This is a genomic window from Micromonospora sp. C97, assembly GCF_018070385.1.
GTDB lineage: Bacteria > Actinomycetota > Actinomycetes > Mycobacteriales > Micromonosporaceae > Micromonospora > Micromonospora parva.
In genome coordinates this window covers 295,097-320,917 of sequence record NZ_JAGPXU010000004.1, presented here as the reverse complement: position 1 = coordinate 320,917, position 25,821 = coordinate 295,097, and the positions used below count along the sequence as shown (strand labels likewise).

Below are 25,821 nucleotides of genomic sequence, written 5' to 3'. Positions count from 1 at the left end.
ATTACACACAGAATCGCGCGCCTTGGCTATCCACAGTCTCACACCGCTGCGTTTCAATTATCGCTATGACGAACGAACAAGAGCGGAACACGATCCTGGTACTCGGCGGGACCGGCAAGACTGGCCGCCGCATCGTGAAGCGGCTCCAGGAGAGCGCAGTGCCCGTTCGGGCGGGTTCCCGCTCCGCTGCGCAGCCCTTCGACTGGGCTGACCAGGCGACCTGGACGCCGGTGCTGCAGGGCGTCGGAACGGTGTTTGTGTCCTACTACCCGGACCTGGCGGTGCCGGGCGCACCCGAGACGGTCGGCGCGTTCACTGAACTGGCGGTGGCGTCCGGGGTCTCCCGGCTGGTGCTGCTGTCCGGCCGGGGTGAAAAGGAAGCACAAGCCAGCGAAAGGCTCATCCAGTCCGCCGGGGTCGAGTGGACGATCCTGCGATCCAGTTGGTTCAGCCAGAATTTCAGCGAGGACTATCTGCTGGAGCCGGTGCTGGGCGGCGAGATCGTCCTCCCGGTCGGGAACGTGCCCGAGCCGTTCGTGGACGCCGACGACATCGCCGAGGTGGCTGTGGCCGCCCTGACCGAGGACGGGCACGCGGGGCAGATCTACGAGCTGACCGGCCCCCGGCTGCTCACCTTCGCCGAGGCGATCGCCGGGATTTCCACAGCGACGGGCCGGCGGATCGAATTCGTTCAGGTGTCTCCCGACGACTATGCCGAGGCGCTCACCGCGGAGGGCACGCCTTCCGGGGTCGTGGAGCTGCTGCTGTACCTGTTCACGACCGTGCTGGACGGGCGCAACGCCCATCTGGACGACGGGGTTCAGCGCGCCCTGGGCCGGCCGCCCCGCGACTTCGCCGACTACGCCACCGCCACCGCCGCCACCGGCATCTGGGACAGAGGGTAGGACACCAGTTGGGTCACCTGGAACATCGTCCGCTCGCTGGCCAACACGAACGCCGTCACCGCCGCGTCTCGGACATGTCGGTAATCATTGGCTTTCCGGGATACCGCTGGTTCGACGTCGGACTTCGCCGTTGACGGCGGCGCTGTCACCACCGGCTACGACCTTCGGTCGGCCCCCAGCGGAAAGCGCGACCGCGCGGGCGTACCGGATGGCGGCAGGGGTGTCCGGGAAGAGCAGTTCCTCGCGGCGCAGGTCGTCAGCGACTCCGAGGGTGGCGAGGACCTGGTCGTGGGCGGGGGTGATGCCGGAGAGCAGGACGGTGATCCCGCGTCCGCGTAGCCGCCGGATCGCGTCGCCGAGGACGTGCGCGCCGGTGGCGTCCATCGTGGTCACCCGGGACATTCGCAGGATGACGACGCGGACGTCGGTGACCTCCGAGAGTTCGAGCAGGAAGGTGTGGGCGGCGGCGAAGAAGAGCGGCCCGTCCAGCCGGTACGCGACGATGTGTTCGCTGAGCAGCGCGTGCTCCTCGGCGCTGTGTTCCCCCGGGTCGAGGGGCACCTGTTCCAGCCGGGCGCTGCGGGCGACCGCGCGCAGGGCGAGCACCACGGCGACGCCGACGCCGACCGCGACGGCGGTGACGAGGTCCCAGATCACGGTGACGGCGAAGGTGAGCACCAGCACGACCGCGTCGCCCCGGGTGGCCCGGGCCAGCGCCCACAGCGAGCCGGCCTCCACCATGCGGACGGTGGTGGCGAGCAGCACCCCGGCCAGGGCGGCGAGCGGGATCCGGCCGACCAGCGGCGCGGCGGCCAGCACGATCGCCGCGAGGGCGACGGCGTGGGTGAGGGCCGCCAACTTCGAGGCCGCCCCGGCGCGGACGTTGACCGCTGTCCGGGCGATGGCGGCGGTCGCGGGAATGCCGCCGAAGACGGGGGCGGCGAGGTTGGCCAGCCCCTGACCGAACAGTTCACGGTCCGGGTCATGCCGCTCACCGACGGTCATGCCGTCAGCGACGGTGGCGGAGAGCAGGCTCTCCAGGGCGGCGAGCGCGGCGACGGCGAGGGCGCTGGGCAGCAGCACACCGAGCGCGGCGAGGTCGAGGAAGCCGAGCGAAGGCGCTGGGAGGCCCTGCGGCAGCGCGCCGATCCGGGCCAGGTCGACCGGGAGGACCTCGGCGAGGACGGTGGCGGCCCCCACGCCGAGCAGGGAGAACGGCAGGCCGGGTCGCCACCGCGCTCCGAGCAGCATCAGCGCCGCGACGGCGAGGGCCACCGCGAGCGCGGCCGGCCGCGGATGGACGACGAACCGGGCGACCGCGTCGAAGGCGACGGCCCAGACCTTCTCCCCGTGCGCGTCGCTGACGCCGAGTGCGGCAGGAACCTGCTGCAGCGCGATGACCACGGCGATGCCGGCGGTGAAACCCTCCAGCACGGGGGTGGGCAGGTAGCGGACGTAGCGGCCCAGACGGGCCACGGCGAGCGCGATCAGCACCAGGCCGGCCATCGCCCCGACCATCAGCACGCCGGTGGCTCCGAACTGCTGCACCACCGGCACCAGCACCACTGTCATCGCCCCGGTCGGCCCGGAGACCTGGAGGTTGGAGCCGCCGAAGACGGCGGCCACCGCGCCGGCGACCACGGCGGTGATCAACCCGGCCTGGGCGCCCAGCCCGGAGGTGACGCCGAACGCCAGGGCCAGCGGCAGTGCCACCACCGCCACGGTGAGGCCGGCCAGCAGGTCCCGGCGCGGTGAGCGGTGGACCGCCGCCCAGTCGGCCCGGTCGGGCAGCAGCCCGAGGAGCCGCGCTCGGGCAACCGGGATGACGCGGCTCACCGGTCCGCGCCGGTGGCGCGTAGCTCCCCGAGGAGGCCGTCCCGGTCGGTGAGGACCGCGCCGAGGATCCGGCGCCCGGCGGCCAGCAGGTCGGCCACGTCCGGGGTGCTGAGCGCGTACACGACGAGGGGACCGTCGCGGTGTGAGGTGACCATCCCGGCGCGGCGCAGGACGGCGAGTTGTTGGGAGAGGTTGGAGGCCTCGACCTCGATCACGGCGAGCAGGTCACGGACCGGCTTCGGGCCGTCCTGGAGCAGTTCGAGGACCCGGATGCGCACCGGATGCCCGAGGGTGCGGAAGAGTTCCGCCTTCGCCTGGTACAGCGGGACCGACATGAGCACCTCTCCCGATCGATGCGAAGACTTTAGCACTTGAAGAAGTCTTCAATCGTTCGGTGTGCGGTGACGAGCGTCCCTCCGCGTCGTCGGCGTCAGGCAGTCCGTCCGATGTCGTTGACGCAGCGCAGCACTGGTTGGGTGGTCAGCGCCCGGTCGTCCAGCAGGGCCCCGGCGCGCACGGTGAAGGTGGCCGACTCGCCCGGCAGCAGGGTGACCAGGGCCTTGTCCACGCTGGCGGTGCTGTCCAGCCGGTCCGGGAAGAGGGTCAGGTCGCGCAGCACCGTGCGGGCGGTCACCCGGACCCGCTGCCCGCCGCCGATCGGCTCGACCGTCGCGTCCCAGGCCGCCGCCGGCCAGTCCACGTCCCGGTCCTCGGCGAAGAACCACAGCGCGCGCTCCGCGGTGCCACCGGCCTCCGCGACCAGCAACTCCCGACGGCCCTCGTCCGGCCGCGCCAGCTCCGCCGGCAGCGCCAGCGCCACCGAGGAGTACGCCGGGACGTCGAGGTCGACCGAGGTCTTCGCCCTCGGCTCCCCGGTGAGCGTGCACCGGGTGACCGCGGCGGATGCCGTCCAGGCCTCGGCGGTTTCGTTGACGGCGACCACTGCCAGGCCGCCGTCCCGGGGCTGCACGGTGAGGAGCCGGTCGGCGTACGCGTGTCGCAGCGCGTACCACAGGGGTTTGCGACGGCCGTCGCCGTCGACGGCCGACCAGGAGGTGACCGGCCAGCAGTCGTTGAGCTGCCAGACGATGGTGCCGGCGCAGACGTCCCGGTGGGAGCGGAAGTGCTCCACGCCGAGCTGGATGGCTCGGGCCTGGTTGAGCTGCGTCAGGTAGTGCCAGTCGTCGAAGTCCGCCGGGGCGGGCAGGTGCGCGTCGAGGCCCCGCTGGAGTTTGGCGTCACCGTCGGCTGCCTTCTGGTGGTGCGCCATGCCCGGTGAGTCGTGCGCCAGGGGTTCGTCGCTCAGCGCCCGGCGCAGCGTGGCGTACGCCGGTGGGGCCTGGTAGCCGAACTCGGCGACGAAGCGCGGCACGTACTCCCGGTACCTGGTGTAGTCGTCGGTGTTCCACACGTCCCAGATGTGGGTGGTGCCGTGCGCCGGGTCGTTGGGGTGGATCGCCTCGGTGCCCGACCAGGGGCTGCCCGGCCAGTACGGGCGGGTCGGGTCCAGCTCGCCGACGATCCGGGGCAGCACGTCGAGGTAGTAGCCACGCCCCCAGGTGCGCCCGGCGAGGTCCTGCTGCCAGTCCCAGTCGTGCCAGCCCCAGATGTTCTCGTTGTTGCCGGTCCAGAGCACCAGCGACGGGTACGGCGCGAGCCGGGTCACCTGCTCGGCGGCCTCGGCGGCCACCTCGCTGCCGAACGGTTCCTCCTCCGGGTACGCGGCGCAGGCGAACAGGAAATCCTGCTGGACGAGGAGGCCGCGCTCGTCGGCGAGGTCGTAGAAGTCGGCGGACTCGTACCGGCCGCCGCCCCAGACCCGCAGCAGGTTGACGTTGGCGGCGACCGCCTGGTCGAACCGCTCGGCGAGCCGGGCCCGGGTGATCCGGGTGGGGAACGCATCGTCCGGGATCCAGTTGACCCCGCGCACGAAGACCGGGACGTCGTTCACCGACAACGAGAACGGGGTGCCGTGCTCGTCGGGTGTGGTGTCCAGGCGGACCGAGCGGAAGCCGATCCGGTGCGACCAACTGTCCAGCAGGTCGCCGTCCGGCGCGTGCAGTGTCACATCGATCGGGTGAAGCGCCTGCTCGCCGTACCCCCGGGGCCACCACAGCGCGGGCTCGCGAACGGTGAGGGTCAGCACGGCCGTGCGCTGCCCGGCCGGGACGACCACCTCCGCGTGTGCGCCGGCCACGGCGGCGCGGACGGTCAGCGGGACGTCCGCGACCCGCTCGACCTCGACGTGCACCTCGACGCGGCCGTCGCGACCGTCCATGGTGACGAGGGGACGGACGGTGGCCAGCCGGGCGGTCGACCAGGCGTGCAGGCTGATCTCCTGCCAGATGCCGGCGGTGACCAGTGTCGGCCCCCAGTCCCAGCCGAAGTTGCAGGCCATCTTGCGGATGAAGTGGAACGGCTCCGGGTAGGCGTTCGGGCGTTCGCCGAGCCGTTCCTGGTGTGCCTCGGCATAGCGGTACGCGGAGTCGAACGTGACGACCAGGTCGTTGTCACCGTCGCGCAGCAGCGGTCGGACGTCGAACCGGTAGCCGCGGTGCATGTTCGCGGTGCGGCCGACCTCGACGCCGTTGAGGGTGAGCGTGGCGACGGTGTCCAGGCCGGCGCAGACCAGGTCGACGCGGTCGTCGTCGCCCGCCCGGTGGACGATCGTGGACCGGTAGACCCAGTCGGTGCGCCCGATCCAGGCCAGCGTCCGCTCGTTGTCGTCGAGGTAGGGGTCTTCGATCAGCCCGGCGGCGAGCAGGTCGGTGTGCACGCAGCCCGGCACGGTCGCCGGCACGGACCGGTCTGCGACCTCCTCGGGCACCTGTGCTCCGGGGGCCGCTCGCACTGTCCAACCGTCGTAGAGTGCCTGTCGGCGCAAGACCTCACCGCACCTTCCGCATCGAAAGACGTTTACTGAACCGGATAAGCTAGGCAACCGTACGTTTCGGCCCCGCACGTGTCAACGGCCGTTGACGCCCGCGGCAGCACGTCGCGGCAGCACGTCGCGGCAGCACTCTCGCAGCAGCAAAGGAGCACGCCGGTGAAGCGGCCGACCATTGCCGACGTCGCCCAACGCGCCGGGGTGTCCAAGGGTGCCGTGTCGTACGCGCTGAACGGGCAGCCCGGCGTCTCCGAGGCCACCCGGCAGCGCATCCTGGCCATCGCCACGGAGATCGGGTTCAGCCGGAGCAGCGCGGCCCGCGCCCTCTCGGCCGCCACCGCCGGCGCGATCGGCCTGGCCCTGTGCCGACCGGCCCGGACACTCGGCGTCGAGCCGTTCTTCATGGCGCTGATCAGCGGCGTCGAAGCCGAACTCTCCGCCCGCTCGTACGCGCTGACCCTGCAGGTGGTGGCCGACCACGACGCCGAGATCGCGGTCTACCGCCGTTGGTGGGGCGAACGACGGGTGGACGGGGTGCTCGTCTGCGACCTGCGCACCGACGACCGTCGCATCCCCGCACTCGAACAGCTGCACCTGCCGGCGGTGGTGATCGGCGGCCCCGGCGGCACCGGCGAGCTGGCGAGTGTCTGGTCCGACGACGCCGCCGCGCTGACCGAGACGGTGGAGTACCTGGTCGCGCTCGGGCACCGTCGGATCGCCCGGGTCGCCGGCCTGCCCGACCTGCGGCACACCGAGATCCGCACCGACGCCTTCGCGGCGGTCCGCCAGCGGCTCAACCTGGACGACGCGGTCACCGTGTGGTCCGACTACACCGGCGAGGAGGGCGGGCGGGCCACCCGCCGGCTGCTCAGCTCCGCCCACCGGCCCACTGCGGTCATCTACGACAACGACGTGATGGCCGTCGCCGGGCTCTCCGTCGCCCAGGAGATGGGCCTGACCGTGCCCGGCGACCTGTCCATCGTGGCCTGGGACGACTCACCGCTGTGCCGCCTGGTGCACCCGCCGCTGACCGCGCTGGGCCGGGACATCCCGGCGTACGGGGCCCACGCCGCCCGGCAGCTGCTCGCCGTCGTCGCCGGGCAGCCGGCCGGCCGGGTGCAGGACGAGACGCCCCACCTCACTCCGCGTGGCAGCACCGCACCACCCCGAGCCAGATGAACCGGTTCAGCGCGATGCTGACGGAAACTCCTCGAAGTACGCCTCGACCCGTTCCGCCGTCGCCGGGCGGGCCAGCGCGAACCCCTGCCCGTACCGGCAACCGCCCCGGCGTGCCCCCTCGACCTGGGTCGACGACTCCAACTCCTCGGCGACGATCTCGACGCCCAGCCGCTCGCCCACGTTGACCACCACGTCGATCAGCGGTGGTTGCCCGTCCGGCCGTGCGCCCACCAGCTCCGGGCCCACCTTGAGCAGGTCGATCGGCAGTCGGCGAAGCTGCGCCAGGGAGGCGTGCTCGGCCCGGAAATCGTCCAACGCGGTGCGCACGCCCAGCGACCGGAGCCCGGCCAACCGGGCCACCACTGTCGACAGGTCACCGGCCACCCTCGGCTCGCTCACCTCCACCACCAGCCGCTCCGGCGGCACCCCGTGCGCGGCCAGCACGGCCGCGAGCCGCTGCACGAAGTCGGGAGTGGTCAGCTCCCGGGTCGTCACGTTGACCGCCATCCACAGCTCCCGGGCGCCCACCGACCAGTCGGACAACCGCCGGCAGGCCCGATCCAGCACCCACCACTCCAACTCGCCGACCAGGTCAAGGTCCTCGGCGACCGGCAGCAGCTCGGCCGGCAGCACCGTGCCGAGCACCGGGCTGCGCCACCGCAGCAGCGCCTCCGCGCCCACCGGCTGCCCGTCGGCCAGGTCGACCACCGGCTGGTAGACGAGATCCAGTTCGCCGCGCGCCACCGCACCGGGCAGCTCGCGCTCCAGGTCGAGCCGGCGGACCAGTTGTTCCTCAAGGAACGCGTCGTACCACTCCACCCGGTCCCGGCCCAGTTGCACGGCCCGTCGCCGGGCCAGTTCGGCCTGCCGGAGCACGTCCGCCGGCCCCACCCCGCTCACCTCGGCCAGGCCGATGCTCGTCTGCACCCGCAGCATCGCGCCGGCCAGCTGGTAGGGCGGACTGAGTGCGCTCAGCAGTCGGGTGCCCAGCGCGTACGCCAGCACCGGGCCGGCGGCGGTGACCACCGCGAAGCCGGTACCCGCGCACCCGGTGACCAGATCGCCGGGGGCGATGACCGCGCGAGCCCGGTGCACCGCCTCGGCGAGCACGTCCTCCCGGGCGGTCGGGCCGATCCCCTCGGTGCCGTGCAGGTCGACCAGGAGCAGCGCGCCGGCCGGCACCGGCACGTCGCCGATCGCGGCCAGGGCGTCCAGCAGGGCGGCCCGGTCACCGGGGGTGCTGCTCGCGGCCGCGAACTGTCGCCGGTCGAGCCCCGACCACGCGGGGCTGTGCTCAGGCGACCAGATCGAGTCCGCGCCGGTTCCGGGGGCCGCGACCGCCGGGGCGTCGGGGCCGCGTTCCGGCGGCGGCTCCGGCGTGCCCGGCCCGCGTGCCGGACCCGAGCGGCGGTGCCGCAGCGACCGACCGGCCGGCCGGCGATGGGCGGCCCGCCGAACGGACGTGGCCGCGTCACCGGCGCGCAGCAGCTCGCGCAGCACCAGGGGCGGCACCGCCGCCAGGGCCAACAGCACGCTGGTCCGGTCCGGCGCGCGGCCGGCGGCCAGATGCAGACCCGTCGCCAGCAGCAGCACCGCCGCCGGGAGCACCGACCGAGGCCAGGCCGCGGCGACCGGCTCCGCCGGCTGCGCGTCGTCCGTCGCACCGGCGGCACCGACCGCGACCAGCAACATCCCGAACACCAACGGGGGTACGGCCAGCAGGGCCACCCGCCCGGCCGGTGCGGACGGCGACACGGCCAGCAGCACCAACCCGCAGAGGGTGAGCAGGACGCCGCCTCGACAGATCGCCGCACCCGAGCGCCGCCACGGCCCCGCGAACACGTTCAACGCGGCCATCCCCAACCCGCCGAGCGTCAACGCGCAACCCAGCCGAACCGGGACCGACAGACCGTCCCACGGCAGCAGCAGCCAGCCGGCGAGGGCCATACCGACGGCCGGGCCGGTCGACTCGACCAGCCCGCGCAACCGGACCGCGGCCGTCGGCCGCGAGCGCCCGGGGAGCCGGTACAGACCGCTCGCCGAGAGGGCCGCCACGACCAGCGACCCGATCAGCACGGCGCGGGTGTGCCCGATGTCCGCCAGGGGCAGCACGACGGCGGTGAGACCGGCCGCCACCACCGCCGCGTCGAGCAGCACGCCCGCCGCGCGCGGTGGCGGGTCGGTGCCACGCCGGCTGGCCAGCCGGGACAGTCGCAGCCCGGCGAGTGTGGCGCCGGCGCCGGCGCCCAACGCGATCACCACCGAGGTCGGGACCAGGCCGGCGGCACCGGCGAGGAGGAGCAGCGCCACCGCCACGGACGTGGCGGCCTCGGGTGCCGCACGACGGGGGACGAGAACGCGGAACGGGTACGCGAGGAGCACGGCGGACGCCTTCGTGAGGGGGCACGGGGGCGGTGCGGCGGTGCGGGGCACCGGACGTTGCGAGTCCGCTACCCACGATTGACAACGATGGACAGCCGAAGTGGTTACTTGCCGGTTACTCAGGGAAAACAACGACCGGTGTCACTGTACGGCGTACTCCCGGCCGGTGGCACCGCCCGCCGCGAGCCGAAACGGCAGGAAGTGGGATCATCGGAGGGTGAGTAAGCCCGACACGGTCCGTTTCCGGTACAACCAAGCCATCCTGGTGGCCGCGATCATCGCCTTCGTCGGCGCCCTGCCGCTGGCCAACGCCCGGGCCTACCTGCTGCCGGTGCTGCTCGTCCCGCTCGCCGTCGCGGTCTGGGCCTGGCGGGCCGGCACCGACGCCGACGCGCGGGAGCTGCGCCTGCGGGCGTTGGTCGGGCAACGCCGGATCGGCTGGGAGCAGGTCCTGGAGCTGGCCACCGACCAGCGGGGGCGCGGACGGTGGCCCGGCTCGACGACGGCCAGCAGGTCACCCTGCCGGCCGTCCGGGGGGCGGACCTGCCCCGGCTGGTCGCGGCAACCGGCCAGCCGCTGCCGGGTGCCCCGGCGGACGCGCCCGGTCAGTAGCCGTCGACCACTGTGTTGATCAGCGGTTGCCCGGCGGCGAAGCGGCGCACCTGATCGCCCACCAGTCGGTAGGCACGCGGTAGCAACCCCCGCACCGACCCGCCCACGTGCGGAGTGAGCAGCACGTTCGGCATGGTCCAGAGCGGGGAGTCGGCGGGCAGCGGCTCCGGGTCGGTGACGTCCAGCGCCGCCGAGATCCGACCGGTGCCCAGCTCGGCGACGAGCGCATCGGTGTGCGCCACCGGCCCGCGGGCGGCGTTGACCAACAGCGACCCGTCCGGCATCGCGGCCAGGAACGCCTTGTCGATCAGGCCACGGGTCTGGTCGGTGAGCGGCACCAGCACCACCACCACGTCCGCGTCGGGCAGCAGCCGGGGCAGCTCCTCGACGGCGTGCACCCCCTGCTCCGGCCGGGCCGTCCTGGCGACCAGGGTGAAGCTCACGTCGAAGGGGGCGAGCCGGTCGCGCACCGCGGTGCCGATCGAGCCGGCGCCAACGATGAGCACCCGTTTGCCGGTCAGCTCGTCGGTAGGGGTGTGCTCCGCGTACGCCCAACGCCGCTCGGCCTGCGCGCGGACGAACGCCGGAAACGCCCGCAGCTGGGCGAGGATCGCGGTGACGACCCACTCGGCGGTGGCGGGGTCGTGCACGCCCCGGGCGTCGCAGAGCGTGACAGTCGGCGGGGTCCGGCCGGCCCAGGCGTCCGCCCCGGCGGAGAGCAGTTGCACCACCGCCAGGTCGGGCAGCTCACCCAGCACCGTCGTCCCGTCCGAGCCACCCAGGAACGGCGGCACCCAGAAGCGAACGCCGGCCGCCTCGGACGGCATCCGGTCGGTGTGCTCGAAGACCTCCACCGTCACGTCCGGGGGCAGCTCGCCCAGGAGGTTCAGGCCGGCCTGGTGCGGAATCCATACCTTCACGTCAGCCGACGATAGTCCCCGGCGGCGCGGACGGTGCGGGCACGGCGGTGAACCGGCGTCCGCGGGGTGGCCGCGCGGGGTCACGGCGGGCGAGACTCAGCACAGCGAGGTTCGAGCCGGGCCTTCGCGAGGTATAAGGAAGGGTCGGAGGGCCGTCCTCCTCCGCCCGGCAGACAGGTGCACGATGACCGACGGCTCCCCCGCCTCCCCCCGGCGACCGATCGCGCCCCCCTCGGCGCTCGGCGACCCAGCGCGGTTGCGCGCGCTCGCCGACACCGGGCTGGACGCCGCTCCGGACGAAGCGTTCGACCGGTTCGCCCGGTTGGTCAGCGACCTGTTGGACGTGCCGGTGGCGCTGGTCTCGCTGGTCTCCGCCGACCGGCAGTTCTTCCCCGGCGCGGTCGGTCTGCCCGAGCCCTGGTCGCAGCGCCGGCAGACTCCGCTGAGTCACTCGTTCTGTCAGCACGTGGTGGACATCGAGGTGCCGATGGTGCTGCCGGACGCCCGGCTCTACCCGCGCGTCCGGAACAACCTGGCCATCGACGACCTCGGCGTGGTCGCCTACGCCGGGATGCCGCTGACCGACCTATCCGGCCGGGTGCTCGGCTCGCTCTGCGCCATCGACAGCAAACCGCGCGCCTGGACCGCCGCCCAACTGCGGACCCTGGCCGACCTGGCCGCCGCCTGCTCGTCGGAGCTGCGCCTGCGGATCGCACTCGACGGCGCGCAGGAGGCGCGGCGGCGGGTCGTGCAGGCGCACGAACGGCTGGAGTTGCTGGCCGGGGTGAGCGAGACGTTGGCCGGCACCCTGGACGTGGGCGTCGCCCTGCGCCGGCTCGCCGCCACCATGGTGCCGCTGCTCGCCGACTGGTGCCTGCTCACCCTGATCGGGCCGACCGGCCTGCCCCGTGAGGTGGTCTCGGTGCACCGGGACCCGGCCCGCGCCGCGGACGTCGACCGCTTCGGTGAGCTGCTGCGCACCGGGCTGGGCCCCGATTCGATAGTCCGGGCGGTGCTGCGCACCGGCCAGCCTCGGCTCGGCAGCGTGGCGTCCCTGACCGACGTGGAGCGGGGCACCATCCACCCGGAAATGGTCTCCATCGCCGGCCGGTTGGGCATCGCCTCCTACCTGAGCGTGCCGGTGCGGGGCGTCGGCGGCACGGTGCTGGGGGCGATCACTCTCGTGAACGACGGGCACCGTCAGCAGTTCGACGACCGGGACCTGCTGACCGCGGTGGACATCGGCCGCCGGGCCGGCCAGGCCGTCGGTAACAGCTCGATGTACGGCGAGCAGCGGCACGTCGCCGAGGTGCTGCAACACAGCATGCTGCCCCGGCTGCCGGTGGTGGCGGAGCTGGAGCTGGCGGCCCGATACCAGCCGGCGGCCGACCGGGTGGAGGTCGGCGGCGACTGGTACGACGCCTTCGTGCAGCCCGACGGCGACGTGATCGCGGCGATCGGGGACGTGGCCGGGCACGACATCGAGGCCGCGGCGACCATGGGCCAGCTGCGCAACCTGGTGCGGGGCAACGCCTTCGGCCGGCCGGACGCGGTCGGGTCCCTGATGAGCGACCTGGACGGCGCCATCCGTGGCCTTCGGCTGCCGATCGCCGCCACCGCGACGCTGGTGCGGATCTGTCCGCAGCGCGCCGGTGCGCACGAGGTGACCTGGTCCAACGCCGGGCATCCGCCGGCCCTGGTGGTCCGCGTCGGCGGGGCGGTCGAGGTCCTGGCCGCGACGCCGGAGCCGCTGCTCGGCCTGGCCCGCCCGACGCGGCGGAGCAGCCACTCGACCAGCCTGGCCACCGGTGACACCCTGCTGCTCTACACCGACGGGCTGATCGAACGGCGGGACCGGTCCATCGACGACGGGTTGGCCGAGCTGATGAGCCGCCTGGCCGGCACTCACACGCTGCCCCTCGGCGACCTCTGCGACCTGCTGCTCGCCTCGATCCGGCACCGCGAGGACGACACCGCGCTGCTGGCCGTACGGGCCCGCTGAGGCCGGTCCACCGGAGACCATCGGTACCCGTTGGATCTCGACGGGCCCGGTCGGGCCGCGCGGCGGGCTACCCTGGGCCGGGTGAGCGCCCGTCCCCCGTACCCTCGCATCCGCCGCCTCCGGGTGGCCCTCGCGGCGTCCTGCGCGGCGTTGCTGTTCGCCGCCGGTTGCAGCTTCGGTGAGCCGGAGCCCGACCCGGCCGGCGAACCGCCCAACCTGCCGACCCCGTCCGCGTCGGCGAACCCCGGCGGCAGCGGTCAGCAGGCGGTGGCGACAGTGCTCGCCAAGGGCCTGCGGGTGCCGTGGGCCATCGCCTTCCTCCCGGACGGCGGCGCGCTGGTCACCGAACGGGACAACGGCCGGATCCTCCAGGTCGGGCCCGAGTCCGGACCGGACGGGCTGCGGGTCCGACCGGTGCAGACCATCCCCGACGTGGCGGCGGCGGGCGAGGGTGGCCTGCTCGGCATCGCCGTCTCCCCCGACTACGCCCGGGACCGGACGGTGTTCGTCTACTACACCGCCGAACGGGACAACCGGGTCGCCCGGCTGCAACTCGGCGGGCAGCCCACCCCGATCCTCACCGGCATTCCCAAGGCCAACGTGCACAACGGCGGTGGGCTGGGCTTCGGCCCGGACAAGCAGCTCTACGTCAGCACGGGTGACGCCGGTCAGCGCCCGCTCTCGCAGGACGTGAAGAGCCTCGGCGGCAAGATCCTCCGGGTCACAGCGGACGGCAAGCCCGCCGCCGGCAACCCGTACCCCAACTCCCCGGTCTGGTCGATGGGGCACCGCAACGTGCAGGGTTTCACCTGGGACGCCGCGAAGCGGATGTACGCCGTCGAGTTCGGCCAGAACACCTGGGACGAGGTCAACCAGATCACCAAGGGCGGCAACTACGGCTGGCCCGAGGTCGAGGGTAAGGCCGGCGACAAGCGGTTCACCGACCCGATCGCGCAGTGGCCGACCTCGGACGCGTCCTGCTCCGGGCTGGCCGCCACCGAGCAGTTGCTGGTCACCGGCTGCCTGCGCGGCAAGCGCCTCTGGGTGATGGAGCTGACCGACACCGGGACGCTGCTCGGTCAGCCCAGTGAGCTGCTCACCAACCGCTACGGCCGGCTGCGCGCGGTGGCAGCGGCACCGGACGGGTCACTCTGGGTGAGCACCTCCAACCACGACGGGCGGGGCGACCCGGCGGGCGACGACGACCGGCTGCTGCGGGTGGTCTTCGCGGGCGGCGACGGCGGGCGCAGCTGATTCCGTCACCATCCGTTCAGGTTTACCAAGATCTTCCGACGGGCAGGCCAGACTTTCAGCATGGACGGGCAACGCGACGAGCGGCACGACGACGCCGATGACCGGGACGACCCGGTGACCGGCGACGATCGGACGCGCCCGGGTTGGTGGGCCGGTGCCGCCGGCCCGCTGCGCCGCCTAGGGCTGGTCGTCGCCGTCCTCGCCGTGGCCCTGGCCGGGGCGGTTCTCGGGGTGCTGGCCGGTGGTCAGGTGAGCACCGACATCGGCCCGTTCCGGGCCAACCTCAGCATCTCCCCCGCCCGCGACGGCGGCACCACCGTCGACATCCCGCCGCTGGGCGCGCTGCTGCTCGACAGCCACAGCGGGCCGACCCACCTCACCGTTCGGCTGGGCGCGCTCGACCAGGGGCGCACCGAGGCGCTGATCGACGACCCGGCCAGCATTAGCCGGGCCAGCCAGAGCGCCGTGGAGGACGTCCGCTCCGGGGTGATGCGCCTCGGCCTGCGTACCCTCGGCGCGTCGGTGCTGGTCACGTTGATCCTGGCCGGGCTGATCTTCCGCAACGTCCGGCGCACCGCCTGGGCGGGTGGGCTGGCGCTGCTGGTCACCGCCAGCAGCCTCGGCACGGCGGCGGCGACCCTCCGGCCGCAGGCCATCGAGGAGCCACGCTACGAGGGGCTGCTGGTGAACGCGCCGGCCATCGTCGGTGACGCCCGCCGGATCGCCAACGACTACACGAAGTACGCGGAGCAGTTGCAGCGCCTCGTCGGCAACGTCAGCCAGCTCTACACCACCGTCTCGGCGCTGCCGCTGTTGGAGCCGACCCCCGGCACCACGCGGGTGCTGCACGTCTCCGACATGCACCTCAACCCGACCGGCTGGCAGCTGATCCGGACGGTCGTGGAGCAGTTCGGCATCGACGTGGTGATCGACACCGGGGACATCACCGACTGGGGCAGCGAACCGGAGGCCTCCTTCGTCGGCTCGATCGGCGTGCTGAAGAAGCCGTACGTCTTCATCCGGGGCAACCACGACTCCGGCAAGACCGCCGCCGCGGTGGCCCGCCAGCCGAACGCGATAGTCCTGAACAACACCACCACGACCGTCGCCGGGCTGACCATCGCCGGCATCGGCGACCCGCGTTTCACCCCGGACAAGAACACCTCCCCGGCCGGCAGCGGACTGACCCAGCAGGTGGCCGACCAGGTGATCGGGGCCGGCAACCAGCTCGCCGTGACGATCCGCAACTCACCGCGACCGGTCAACATCGCTCTCGTGCACGACCCGGCGTCGGCCGGGCCGCTCGCCGGCACCTGCCCGCTGGTGCTGGCCGGGCACACCCACGCCCGGCAGGTGTCCAAACTGCCGGAAACACCCGGGCAGCAGCCCACCACGCTGATGGTGGAGGGCTCCACCGGCGGTGCCGGGCTGCGCGGCCTGGAGGGCGAGAAACCCACCCCGCTGTCGATGAGCGTGCTCTACTTCGACCAGCAGAAGATGCTCCAGGCGTACGACACGATCACCGTCGGCGGCACCGGCCAGGCCCAGGTCAACCTGGAACGACGCCTGGTGGAGAACCCGAACGCCGGTGTCTCCGCCACGCCGACGCCCACCCCGAGCGGGGGTGTGCCCGCCACACAGGCACCCACACCCACGCCCACCCCGACCGGCTGAGCCCACGCCGGCCGGCGCGGACGGGTCAGCGCAGGGCGATCGCGGCCAGCGCGGCGTTGACGATGCTGCCGGGCAGCAGGTCGTGCAGCTCGTACAGGTCGGCGACGCTGCCGGACTGGCCGAACTCGTCCACGCCGAGCGGCACCGCCGGTGCGCCAACGGCCGAGCCGAGCCAGGCCATCGCGTGCGACGCGGCGTCGTGCACTGTCACCACCGGCACCCGATCGGCGAACGCGGAGCGCAGCGCGCCCGGCACGCTGGGCACCGTGGCCGTCCGTACGCCCTGTCGCAGGGTGCGCTGCCAGGCCCGGTAGAGCCGGTCCAGCGAGGTCACGTCCACCACGTGCGCGGCGATGCCCTCGTCGGCCAGCTCCGCGGCGGCGGCCAGCACCTCGGGCAGCACCGCGCCGGAGGCGGCCAGTTGCACCACCGGGGCGTCGACCAGGTGCGGGTACGCCTGGTGCGCGTCGACCAGCCGGTACGCCCCGGCGACGACCTGCCGGCGCAGCACCGCGTCGCCGAGCCGCGCCCGGGCCGCCTCGAACGGCGCCTGGTCCAACGGTCGGGTGCTCAACCGGAAGTAGTACGCGCCGTCCTCGGCGGGCGCGGCGGTCGCGGCCGGGGCCGACCCACCGGCGATCTGCCCGAGCGCGTCGCAGAGCAGCCAGTCGAGGGTGGCCGCGTACGCCGGCTCGACGAAGGTCACACCGGGCAGTTCCAGGCCGACCGACGCGGTGATGGTGGACTGGTGGGCACCGCCCTCGGGGGCGAGGGTGATGCCCGACGGGGTGCCGGCCACCACGAACCGGGATCCGGAGTAGGTGCCGTAGAGGAACGCGTCGAGGCCGCGCAGCACGAACGGGTCGTAGACGGTGCCCACCGGCAGCAGCGGCTGCCCGGACAGGTCCCAGGAGAGCCCGAGCTGGCCGAGCAGCAGGAACAGGTTCATCTCCGAGATGCCCAGCTCGATGTGCTGCCGGCGGGGCTCTCCGTCCAGCGCAGCATCCGGTCCTCGGTCCAGGAGCGCTGCTCGGTGGGGGCGAACACCCCGGTCTTGTTGATGAACCCGGCCAGGTTGGTGGAGGTGGCCACGTCCGGGGCGGTGGTCACCAGGTAGCGACCCACCTCCCGGTCCCGGGCCAGGTCCACCAGCACCCGACCGAAGACCTCCTGGGTGGAGATCGGCTTGGTTGCGCGTACTCCCGTGCTCTCCGGGACGGTGACCCCCAGCGCGCGCTCGCGGGGCGCGCGGGACAGCGCCTCCCGGCGGGCGCCGGCCTGGATCCCGGCCGGTGAGGCCGGGTCGAGGCGGTCCCACTCCGTCTCGGAGGTCAGCCCCTGCGCGACGCGCAACGCGTCGACCTGCTCGGTGCTGAGCAGCGCCGAGTGGTTGCGCGGGTTGCCGGCGATGGGCAACCCCCAACCCTTCACCGTGTACGCGAAGACGACGCTGGGCCGGTCGGTGACCGCGTCGCACTGGGCGTACGCGTCCAGCATCGCCTGCAGGTCGTGCCCGCCCAGGTCGGTGACGAGCGGGCCGAGGTCCTCGTCGCTGACGCTCTCGATCAGGTCGGCGATCCCGGCCGGGGCGCCGTCCAGGAACTGCTTGCGCAGCGCCGGCCCGGTCAGCCCGAACAGCGACTGGTACTGCTCGTTGGGCATCGCGTCGATCCAGTCCCGCAACGCCTCCCCACCCGGGCGGGCGTACGCCTCGGCGAGCCGGCGGCCGTACTTGACCTCGACCACGTGCCAGCCGGCCGCCTCGAACTGGCCCCGCCACTGGTTGATCCGGATGCCGGGGACGACCCGGTCCAGCGACTGCCGGTTGAAGTCGACGAGCCACATGACGTTGCCCAGCCCGGTGGTGGCCGGGTCGGCGACCGCCTCCCAGATGTTGCCCTCGTCCAACTCGGCGTCGCCGATCAGGGCCACGAACCGGGAGTGCGGCCGGGCGCCGAAGTGCGCGTCGACGTAGCGGCGGGTCGCGGCGGCGAACAGCGGCGCCGCCGCGCCCAGGCCGACGGAACCGGTGGAGAAGTCCACGTCGTCCGGGTCCTTGGTGCGCGACGGGTACGACTGGAGGCCGCCCCGGGCCCGCAGTCGGGGCAGGTAGGAGCGGTCCAGGTTGCCGAGCAGGTACTGGATGGCGTGGAACACCGGGGAGGCGTGCGGCTTCACCGCGACCCGGTCCTCGGCGTCCAGGTGCGCGAACCACAGCGCGGTCATCGCCGTGACCAGGGAGGCGCTGGACGCCTGGTGGCCGCCGACCTTCACACCGTCGCCGGTGGCCCGGTCATGGTTGGCGGCGTCCACGATCCGGGTGGCGAGCCAGAGCACCCGCCGCTGGATCTCGTCGAGGACATCGAGGTCGTGCTGGGTCACGGTGGCTCCATCCAGGCGTCGCCGTTGACGCCCTCGCGAGGGGTGCGGGGTGGCCGCGTGGTCGACAGGGTGTGGCGGAAGGCCGCCGCCGGGTCGCGGCGGCGGCCTTCTCCGGGTGGGTCTCAGCCCTGGACGCCGAGGCGCTCCAGGATCAGCTCCCGCAGGGTCTTCGCGTCGGCCTGCCCGCGGGTGGTCTTCATGACCGCGCCGACCAGCGCGCCGACCGCCGCGACCTTGCCACTGCGGATCTTGTCGGCGATGGCGGGGTTAGCGGCGATCGCCTCGTCCACGGCGGCGGTGAGCGCGCCGGTGTCCGAGACGACTTCCAGGCCCCGGCTGGTCATGATCTCGGTGGGCGAGCCCTCACCGTCGACCACGCCCTCCAACACCGTGCGGGCCATCTTGTCGTTGAGCTTGCCGGCGTCGACCAGCCCCTGCAGCTCGGCGACCTGGGCGGGGGTGGCACCGATCTCGGCCAGCTCCACGCCGCTCTCGTTGGCCCGACGCGACAGCTCACCCAGCCACCACTTGCGGGCCGCCGCCGGGGTGGTGCCGGCGGCCACGGTGGCCTCGATCAGCTCGACGGCGCCGGCGTTCAACACCGACTGCATGTCCAGGTCCGACAGGCCCCACTGCTCCTGGAGCCGACGCCGGTGCACCCGGGGCAGCTCCGGCAGGGCGGCCTTCAGCTCGGCCACCCAGGCCGGGTCCGGTGCGATCGGCACCAGATCCGGCTCCGGGAAGTACCGGTAGTCGGTCGCCGTCTCCTTCGAGCGACCCGGGGTGGTGTCACCGGTGTCCTCGTGGAAGTGGCGCGTCTCCTGGGTGATCCGGCCGCCCGCGTCCAGCACCGACGCCTGTCGCAGCATCTCCGAGCGGACCGCCCGCTCCACCGACCGCAGCGAGTTGACGTTCTTCGTCTCGGTACGGGTGCCCCACTCCGCGCCCGGCAGGTTCAGCGAGGTGTTCACGTCACAGCGCAGCGAACCCTCCTCCATCCGCACGTCGGAGACGCCGAGGGTGCGGATCACGTCGCGCAGCTCGGCGACGTACGCCTTGGCCACCTCGGGGGCGAGCGCACCGGTGCCGGTGATCGGCTTGGTGACGATCTCGACGAGCGGGATGCCGGCCCGGTTGTAGTCGACAAGCGACTCCGTCGCGCCGTGGATGCGGCCGGTGGCACCGCCGACGTGCAGCGTCTTGCCGGTGTCCTCCTCGAGGTGCACCCGCTCGATCTCGATCCGCACCGTCTCGCCGCCCACCTCGACGTCCAGGTAACCGTCGACACAGATCGGCTCGTCGTACTGGCTGATCTGGAAGTTCTTCGGCATGTCCGGGTAGAAGTAGTTCTTCCGGGCGAACCGGCACCACTCGGCGATCGAGCAGTTCAGCGCGAGACCGATCCGGATGATCGCCTCGATGGCCGCCTTGTTGGCCACCGGCAGCGAGCCGGGCAGCCCCAGGCAAACCGGGCAGACCCGGGTGTTGGGCTCGCCACCGAAGTCGGTCGGGCACCCACAGAACATCTTGGTGTTCGTGCCCAGCTCGACATGGGTCTCCAGGCCGATCACCGGTTCGAAGCGCGCAACGACCTCGTCGTACGCGGGCAGTGTCGTCGTCATCTGAGCTCCAGGAGCGATCCGGACAGAACCGTTCCAGCCTAATCGGCTGGTCCGGCCACCCCGCTGCCGGGCGTCACTCGGGTGTGGTGAAGCGCCGACGCTGGTAGGCCAGCACGAGCAGAATGCCACCGACGGAGAACGCCAGGACGCCCATCAGCAGCAGCACGAGGGGCGAGCCCGCTCCGGTGAGCGGCAACCAGCCACCCTTCGACCTCGACGGCGCGGGCGACGGCTGGGACGTCGCCGGGTCGCTCTCCGATGGCGAGGCGGCCGGATCGGTCGATGCCGTCGGGGTCGGGGTGGCCGTCGGGCCGGTCGGGGTCGCCGTGGGGGTGCCCGGGGACGCCGGGGCGACGACCAGTGACACGTCCCTCGTGGCACTGGTGCTGCGACCCGTCGCCTGGACCGTGAAGGTGAACGTGCCGGCGCTGCCGGGAACGCCGCTCAGCCGACCCAACTTGTCGAGGGTGAGACCGCCCGGCAGGGCCCCAGCGGCCAGGGCGAACGCGATGTCCGAATCACCGTCGGCGGTGAACCGGAAGGAGTAGGACCGCCCCACGGTGCCGGCGGGCGGGTCGCCGGAGGTGAAGGTGGCAGCGGCCGTGGCGACGACGATGGTGGCGGCCTGCTCGTCGAAGAGCTTGTTCTTGTCGGTCATCCGCAGCGTGAACGGGTAGGTGCCCGGCGTGGTCGGCGCGCCCCCGAGCGACGTGCCCACCACCAGCATGCCCGGCGGCAGGCTGCCCGACACCACCGACAGCGCGTACGGCCCGGTGCCGCCGGTCGCCTCCACGGTGTGGATCGCGTACACCTGCCCGATGTACATGGGTGACCGGGGCTTGCCCGAGGTGATGACGACCTTCTGTTGGCGTACCTCGATCGTCGCCGCCTGCTCGCCGAAGAGACCGTTCTTGTCGGTCATCCGCAGCCGGAACGGGAAGGTGCCCGGCGTGGTCGGCGCGCCCCCCAGCGCCGTGCCCACCACCAACATCCCCGGCGGCAGGCTGCCCGACACCACCGACAGCGCGTACGGCCCGGTGCCGCCGGTCGCCTCCACGGTGTGGATCGCGTACACCTGCCCGAGGTACATGACCGACCGGGGCTTGCCCGAGGTGATGGTGACGGTGTCGGCGGCGGTGGCTGGTTGCGCGGCACCCAGCAGCATCGCGACAACCATCGTCAGGGCCATGACCGGGCGAAGCGTCCCCATCGCACATCCAGGTCTTGATCGGAGCCGCTCGCGGCCGCCAGCGGACCAGAGTTCGTCGATCCAACAGACTCGGAGCTTATTCGACCAGTGCCACTGAACGCGGTCCATCCCCTGATCGGAGATCGTCGTGTCGCCGCGACGACAGCCGCGCCCGGCGCGGTCGTGGTGACCGCACCGGGCGCGTGACGACTTCCGGTACGACGGCGGGCGACCCGCCCCCGTACCGGCGGGTCAGAGGGCCGGCGGGGTGAACGTGCCGACGGCGGACTCCAACGCGGCGGCGACCCGGTACATCCGGTCGTCGGCCATCGTCGGGGCCATCACCTGCAAACCGACCGGCAGCCCCTCGGAGAGCCCGCACGGCACCGAGATGCCCGGCCCGCCGTACAGGTTCGTCGGGATGGTGTACAGGTCGGCCAGGTACATCTGGTACGGGTCGGCGGTCCGCGCGCCCATCGGGAACGCCACCGACGGGGTGGTCGGCGAGATCAGCGCGTCGACCCGCTCGAACGCGGCGTTGAAGTCCCGGGTGATCAGCGTCCGGACCTTCTGCGCCTGCCCGTAGTACGCGTCGTAGTAACCCGACGACAGCGCGTACGTGCCGATCATGATGCGGCGCTTGACCTCCGGGCCGAAGCCGGCCTCCCGGGTCAGCGACATGACCTCCTCCAGCGACCGGTTGCCGTCGTCGCCGACCCGCAGGCCGAACCGGACACCGTCGAACCGGGCCAGGTTGGAGGAGCACTCGCTCGGGGCGATCAGGTAGTACGCCGGCAGCGCGTACGCGAACGTCGGGCAGGACACCTCGACGACATCGGCGCCCATCTTGGTCAGCGCGTCCACCGACTCGCGGAACGCCGCCATCACACCCGGCTCGGCGCCCTCGCCGACGAACTCGCTCACGATGCCGAGCCGCACACCGGTCAGGTCACCGGTCGCGCCGAGCCTCGCCGCCGCCACCACGTCCGGCACGGGCTGCGGGATCGACGTCGAGTCCATCGGGTCGTGCCCACCGATCACCTGGTGCAGCAGGGCCGCGTCGAGCACGTTGCGGGCACACGGGCCGGGGGTGTCCAGCGACGACGAGAAGGCCACCAACCCGTAGCGGGAGGTGCCGCCGTAGGTGGGCTTGGCACCCACCGTGCCGGTGACCGCGCCGGGCTGACGGATCGAGCCGCCGGTGTCCGAGCCGATCGCCAGCGGCGCCTCGTACGCGGCCAGCGCGGCGGCGCTACCACCACCCGAGCCACCCGGGATCCGGCTCAGGTCCCACGGGTTGTGCGTCGGGCCGTACGCCGAGTACTCGGTGGAGGAACCCATCGCGAACTCGTCCATGTTGGTCTTGCCGAGCATCACCGTGCCGGCCTCGCGCAGCCGCTGCACGATCGTCGCGTCGTACGGCGGGCGCCAGCCCTCCAGGATCTTCGACCCCACGGTGGTCGGCACGCCCCGGGTGGCGAGCACGTCCTTGACCGCGACCGGCACACCCGCGAGCGGGCCCAACACCTCGCCGGCGGCCCGACGCTCGTCCACCGCGCGGGCCGCGGCGAGCGCACCCTCGGTGTCCACGTGCAGGAAGGCGTGCACCCGGTCGTCGACCGCGGCGATCCGGTCCAGGTGCGCCTGGGTCACCTCGACAGCGGAGGTCTCGCCCCCGGCGACCAGGCTCGCGATCTCCGTCGCGGTCATTCTGGTGAAGTCGCTCATGCCGGTCATCTCGCTCATGCCGTCACTCCGCTCCGCTCCGCGACGCCATGAGGCACCACGGCGCTGCACCGACTATTCGCTCGCTGCCGCTCGCTCATGAGGCCACGTCCTCGCTCAGGATCCGCGGTACGCGGAACCGCTGGTCCTCGGCGTCGGGCGCGCCCGACAGCGCTTCCTCCGGGGTCAGACACGGCGTGACGACGTCCTCGCGGAAGATGTTGGTCAGCGGCACCGAGTGCGAGGTCGGCGGGATGTCCGCGGCGGCGACCTCGCCGACCTGGGCGACCGCCTGGAGGATCACGTCGAGCTGGCCGGCGAACATGTCCAGCTCCTCCTCGGTGACGGCGAGCCGCGACAGGCGCGCCAGGTGCGCGACCTCCTCGCGGGAGATGGCGGCCATCCGTGCCCCCTTCTGAATTCCTGCTGGTCGGGCGGTGTGCCGGCCGCGCGACAGGTGGAGCGTGACACGCGGTGACCGCAGCGAGTCTATTGTTCCGCTCCGGTGCCGCGTCCCCGACTCCCCCTCCCCCGACCTCGTGCCGGGTCAGCGGGTGGGGCGGCGGGCGACGTCGGGCTGCGGGTGCCCGCCGGTCGGGCGGACCGGCCGGTACCGGGCCAGCCAGATGACCAACTCCTCGGCCGGCATCGGCCGGGCGTAGAACCAGCCCTGGGCGGCGTCGCAGCCGGCGGTGTGCAGCATCCGCCAGGTCCGCTCGTCCTCGACACCCTCGGCGACCACCCGCAACCCCAGCGCGCCGGCCAGCTCGATCATCGACCGGACGATCGCCGCGTCGTCGGCGTCGTCGGCCATGCCGAGGACGAACGACCGGTCCACCTTCACCTCGGACAGCGGCAGGCGGCGCAGATGCTGCAGCGAGGAGTAGCCGGTGCCGAAGTCGTCCAGCGAGATGGCCACCCCGATCCGGTGCAGCTGGGAGATGGTGGCCAGCACCCGGCGCGGGTCGGCCATCAACGCGCCCTCGGTGATCTCGACCTGCAACCGCTCGGCCGGCACCCCGTAGCGGGCCAGCCGGTCGGCGATCTGATCGGCGATCTCGCCGGTGTGCAGGTCGCGCACGCTCACGTTCAGCGCCGCACGCAGGCCGATGCCGGCCGCCGACCACTTGGCGAGCTGCTCCACCACGTCGTCGACGACCCGACGGGTCAGCAGTCGCATCACGGCGCTCTGCTCGGCGACCCGGATGAGTTCCTCCGGGTCGACCATGCCCCGTCGGGGGTGTCGCCACCGCAGCAGGGCCTCGACCCCGACCACCTCACCTGTCGCGATGGCGATCTGCGGCTGGTAGTACATGGTGATTTCCCCGGCGTCGTCGGCCGGTTCGTCGTCGGCGTGCGCCCACCCGGTCGGTTCGAGCGGCTGACCGGGCGTACCCGGCCCGGCGTCCCGGCGCGCCCCGCCACGTCCCCTGCCCACCGCGCTCCCGTTCGGGGACCGACGGCCGTTCCCACCCCCGGCGCGCCGCTCCCGGACCGAGCCCGAACGGGTGCCGTCGACGGTGGCCCGGGCGTTGCGGCCCCGGATCGGGTCGGCACCGGTGGCGATCTGGTTGATCAGCTCGTCGGAGTGCAGCGGCTCGGCGTCGGCGCGTCGACGGCGTACCCACCACCGACCACCGTGCCGCGTTGCCGTGACGACCGCCGGGTCCGCGGCTGACGCGGGCCGGGTCGCCGCCGCGCTGGGCAGCGCCGCCCCGTCACCGCCGCGCACCTCCGCCGTCGCGACAACTGGTACGTCGACAGCCGGCTCGGCGTCGACCGGCGGCTCGGCGACCGGCGGCTCGGCGACCGGCGGCTCGGCGACCGGCGGCTCGGTGTCGACCGGCGTCTCGGCCGACGGGCTGACCTCCAGCACGCGGCGCAGGTCGGCGAGGAGGCCGAGCCGCTCGGCGGAGTTGTGGTCGGACTCCGGGGCGTACACGGCCACCGTGTCGTTGCGGTGTTTGGCGTCGTACATCGCCACGTCGGCGTGGCGCATCAGGGTGGCGAAGTCCTCGCCGTGCTCGGGGAAGAGGGCGATCCCGATCGACCCGCCCACGTCCAACGGCAGTCCGTCGAGCGGCACCGGCTCGGCCAGCGCCTGGACGACCCGGTCGGCCAACTCCCGCGCCTGACCGACGTCGCTCAGCCCGGTCATCACGATGGCGAACTCGTCACCGCCGAGCCGGGCGATCATCTGCGGCCGGGGCTGCACGTCGGTGAGCCGGGCGCTGACCTCGACCAGCAGCCGGTCACCCACGGCGTGCCCGAGGGCGTCGTTGACGTTCTTGAAGCGGTCCAGGTCGAGCAGCAGCAGCGCCAACTGCCCGTCGGGTTCACCGCGGGCGGTCCGCTCGGCGTGCACGTGCACCTGCTCCGCCACCTCGGCGAGCAGGGCCTTGCGGTTGGGCAGCCCGGTCAGCGGGTCGGCGGCGGCGAGGTGCTGCTGTTCGTTGGTCAGCCGCGCCATCCGGTAGACGGCGAAGAGCGGCACCAGCACCAGCGGAATCAGCGCGGCACTGACCCGCGCCGCGGCGACCAGCACCGGGGCGAGCAGCAGCAGCGAGCCGGTGGAGAGCAGCTCGAAGCCGAGGCCCTGACGGACGGTGGGCCACCAGCGATCGCCGAAACGCAGCCGCACCGCCCAGCTGACCAACCCGTAGTTGACGACGAACCAGGCCAGCGCGGCGCCGCCGACAACGGCCACGTCGGTCCAGTGCAACCGCCCGCCGGAAAAGATCGTGCCCGACCCGAGTTGGATCACCCCGTACGCGGCGGCGAGGGCGCAGGCGTACTGGCCGACGTTGAACGCCGTACGCCACGCGGCGTGCCGCATCCGCCAACCCGAGACGACCACCCCCACCGCCTGCACCACCACCGCCGGGCCGAGACCCCAGCCGAGCAGGATCGCGAAGGTGAAGCAGGTGGACGGGAACACCGCCGACGTCTGCCGGCGCCCCGGTGGCACGAACGGGCGCGCGTCGCAGACCACGGCGAGCGCGGCCATCGTCCAGAACGCCACCGGCAGCCGGGGCAGGTCGTCGGGGAGCGTCGCGAGTGGAACGGCGGCGGTCAGCGCGGCGACCGCCAGGATGCTGGCGACGAAGGCGGCGAACGGTGCGACCCGTCCCGCAGGAAGCGAGTTGCGTGGGTCGGCGACCTCCACCACACCTCCCGACCGACCATTGGCGTGCCGGTGCGCACGCCGTGACCCAATGAAACGCCCTCGGCCCCCAGTTTCCCGGTATGACA

15 protein-coding genes and 2 pseudogenes are annotated in these 25,821 nt (G+C 72.9%); 6 read left to right on the top strand and 11 right to left on the bottom strand.

The features are described 5' to 3' along the window. The first annotated feature begins 65 nt into the window (after positions 1-65). Entirely contained in the window at positions 66-905 is an 840-nt protein-coding gene (locus KBX26_RS09535) for an NAD(P)H-binding protein (protein WP_030337202.1), read from the top strand. An 84-nt stretch (positions 906-989) separates the two neighbouring features. Here the strand turns inward: KBX26_RS09535 and KBX26_RS09530 are convergent, their stop codons facing one another. The 3 genes from KBX26_RS09530 to KBX26_RS09520 form a co-directional block, all read right to left on the bottom strand. Next, on the bottom strand, positions 990-2,741 hold the full coding sequence (locus KBX26_RS09530) for a SulP family inorganic anion transporter (RefSeq protein WP_081884120.1): 1,752 nt from the start codon (positions 2,739-2,741) through the stop codon (positions 990-992). After that, positions 2,738-3,076 carry a helix-turn-helix transcriptional regulator gene (locus KBX26_RS09525; RefSeq protein ID WP_030337198.1) on the bottom strand — a complete coding sequence of 113 codons (339 nt, stop codon included), beginning with the start codon at positions 3,074-3,076 and terminating at the stop codon, positions 2,738-2,740. Before KBX26_RS09525 ends, KBX26_RS09530 begins: the two co-directional genes overlap by 4 nt. A gap of 95 nt (positions 3,077-3,171) precedes the next feature. Next, a complete protein-coding gene (locus tag KBX26_RS09520; RefSeq protein ID WP_210865200.1) occupies positions 3,172-5,625 on the bottom strand; it encodes a glycoside hydrolase family 2 protein in 2,454 nt (817 codons plus the stop codon). Positions 5,626-5,787: 162 nt separating this feature from the next. Between KBX26_RS09520 and KBX26_RS09515 the strand changes: the two genes are divergently transcribed. Continuing rightward, positions 5,788-6,807: a LacI family DNA-binding transcriptional regulator gene (locus KBX26_RS09515; protein WP_030337195.1), complete on the top strand. Its 1,020-nt coding sequence runs from the start codon at positions 5,788-5,790 to the stop codon at positions 6,805-6,807. 6 nt (positions 6,808-6,813) lie between these two features. Here the strand turns inward: KBX26_RS09515 and KBX26_RS09510 are convergent, their stop codons facing one another. Then, complete coding sequence (locus KBX26_RS09510; RefSeq protein WP_210865199.1) at positions 6,814-9,189, bottom strand: GGDEF domain-containing phosphodiesterase; 2,376 nt, start codon at positions 9,187-9,189, stop codon at positions 6,814-6,816. Positions 9,190-9,406: 217 nt separating this feature from the next. Here KBX26_RS09510 and KBX26_RS09505 point away from each other — a divergent pair. Beyond that, positions 9,407-9,801 (top strand): annotated as a pseudogene (locus KBX26_RS09505) (PH domain-containing protein). Here the strand turns inward: KBX26_RS09505 and KBX26_RS09500 are convergent. Then, positions 9,795-10,721, bottom strand: coding sequence for a 2-hydroxyacid dehydrogenase (locus tag KBX26_RS09500; protein WP_210861259.1), 927 nt, complete (start codon positions 10,719-10,721; stop codon positions 9,795-9,797). The pseudogene KBX26_RS09505 and the gene KBX26_RS09500 overlap by 7 nt on opposite strands. 184 nt (positions 10,722-10,905) lie before the next feature. Here KBX26_RS09500 and KBX26_RS09495 point away from each other — a divergent pair, with 184 nt between their 5' ends. From KBX26_RS09495 to KBX26_RS09485, 3 genes are all read left to right on the top strand, one after another. Continuing rightward, entirely contained in the window at positions 10,906-12,723 is a 1,818-nt protein-coding gene (locus KBX26_RS09495) for a GAF domain-containing SpoIIE family protein phosphatase (protein WP_051708835.1), read from the top strand. 81 nt (positions 12,724-12,804) lie between these two features. Next, positions 12,805-13,977 carry a sorbosone dehydrogenase family protein gene (locus tag KBX26_RS09490; protein WP_210865198.1) on the top strand — a complete coding sequence of 391 codons (1,173 nt, stop codon included), beginning with the start codon at positions 12,805-12,807 and terminating at the stop codon, positions 13,975-13,977. A 60-nt stretch (positions 13,978-14,037) separates the two neighbouring features. Further along, positions 14,038-15,651, top strand: a complete 1,614-nt coding sequence (locus tag KBX26_RS09485) for a metallophosphoesterase (RefSeq protein WP_210865197.1) — start codon at positions 14,038-14,040, stop codon at positions 15,649-15,651. Between the two features lie 25 nt (positions 15,652-15,676). Here the strand turns inward: KBX26_RS09485 and KBX26_RS09480 are convergent. The 6 genes and pseudogenes from KBX26_RS09480 to KBX26_RS09455 all read right to left on the bottom strand — a co-directional run bounded on the left by KBX26_RS09480 (position 15,677) and on the right by KBX26_RS09455 (position 25,735). Beyond that, a pseudogene (locus KBX26_RS09480) lies at positions 15,677-18,033 on the bottom strand (pyruvate dehydrogenase). A 122-nt stretch (positions 18,034-18,155) separates the two neighbouring features. Beyond that, positions 18,156-19,655, bottom strand: coding sequence for an Asp-tRNA(Asn)/Glu-tRNA(Gln) amidotransferase subunit GatB (gene gatB / locus KBX26_RS09475; protein WP_210865196.1), 1,500 nt, complete (start codon positions 19,653-19,655; stop codon positions 18,156-18,158). 73 nt (positions 19,656-19,728) lie between these two features. Then, positions 19,729-20,865 carry an Ig domain-containing protein gene (locus tag KBX26_RS09470; protein ID WP_030337179.1) on the bottom strand — a complete coding sequence of 379 codons (1,137 nt, stop codon included), beginning with the start codon at positions 20,863-20,865 and terminating at the stop codon, positions 19,729-19,731. A gap of 231 nt (positions 20,866-21,096) precedes the next feature. Further along, the gene (gene gatA, locus KBX26_RS09465; RefSeq protein ID WP_030337177.1) at positions 21,097-22,572 is read right to left on the bottom strand and encodes an Asp-tRNA(Asn)/Glu-tRNA(Gln) amidotransferase subunit GatA; all 1,476 of its coding nucleotides are present in this window, start codon (positions 22,570-22,572) and stop codon (positions 21,097-21,099) included. 94 nt (positions 22,573-22,666) lie between these two features. Next, complete coding sequence (gatC, locus tag KBX26_RS09460; protein WP_030337175.1) at positions 22,667-22,972, bottom strand: Asp-tRNA(Asn)/Glu-tRNA(Gln) amidotransferase subunit GatC; 306 nt, start codon at positions 22,970-22,972, stop codon at positions 22,667-22,669. A gap of 144 nt (positions 22,973-23,116) precedes the next feature. After that, positions 23,117-25,735 (bottom strand): bifunctional diguanylate cyclase/phosphodiesterase, encoded by a 2,619-nt coding sequence (locus KBX26_RS09455; protein WP_210865195.1) that lies wholly within the window; start codon positions 25,733-25,735, stop codon positions 23,117-23,119. Between the last annotated feature and the right edge of the window lie 86 nt (positions 25,736-25,821).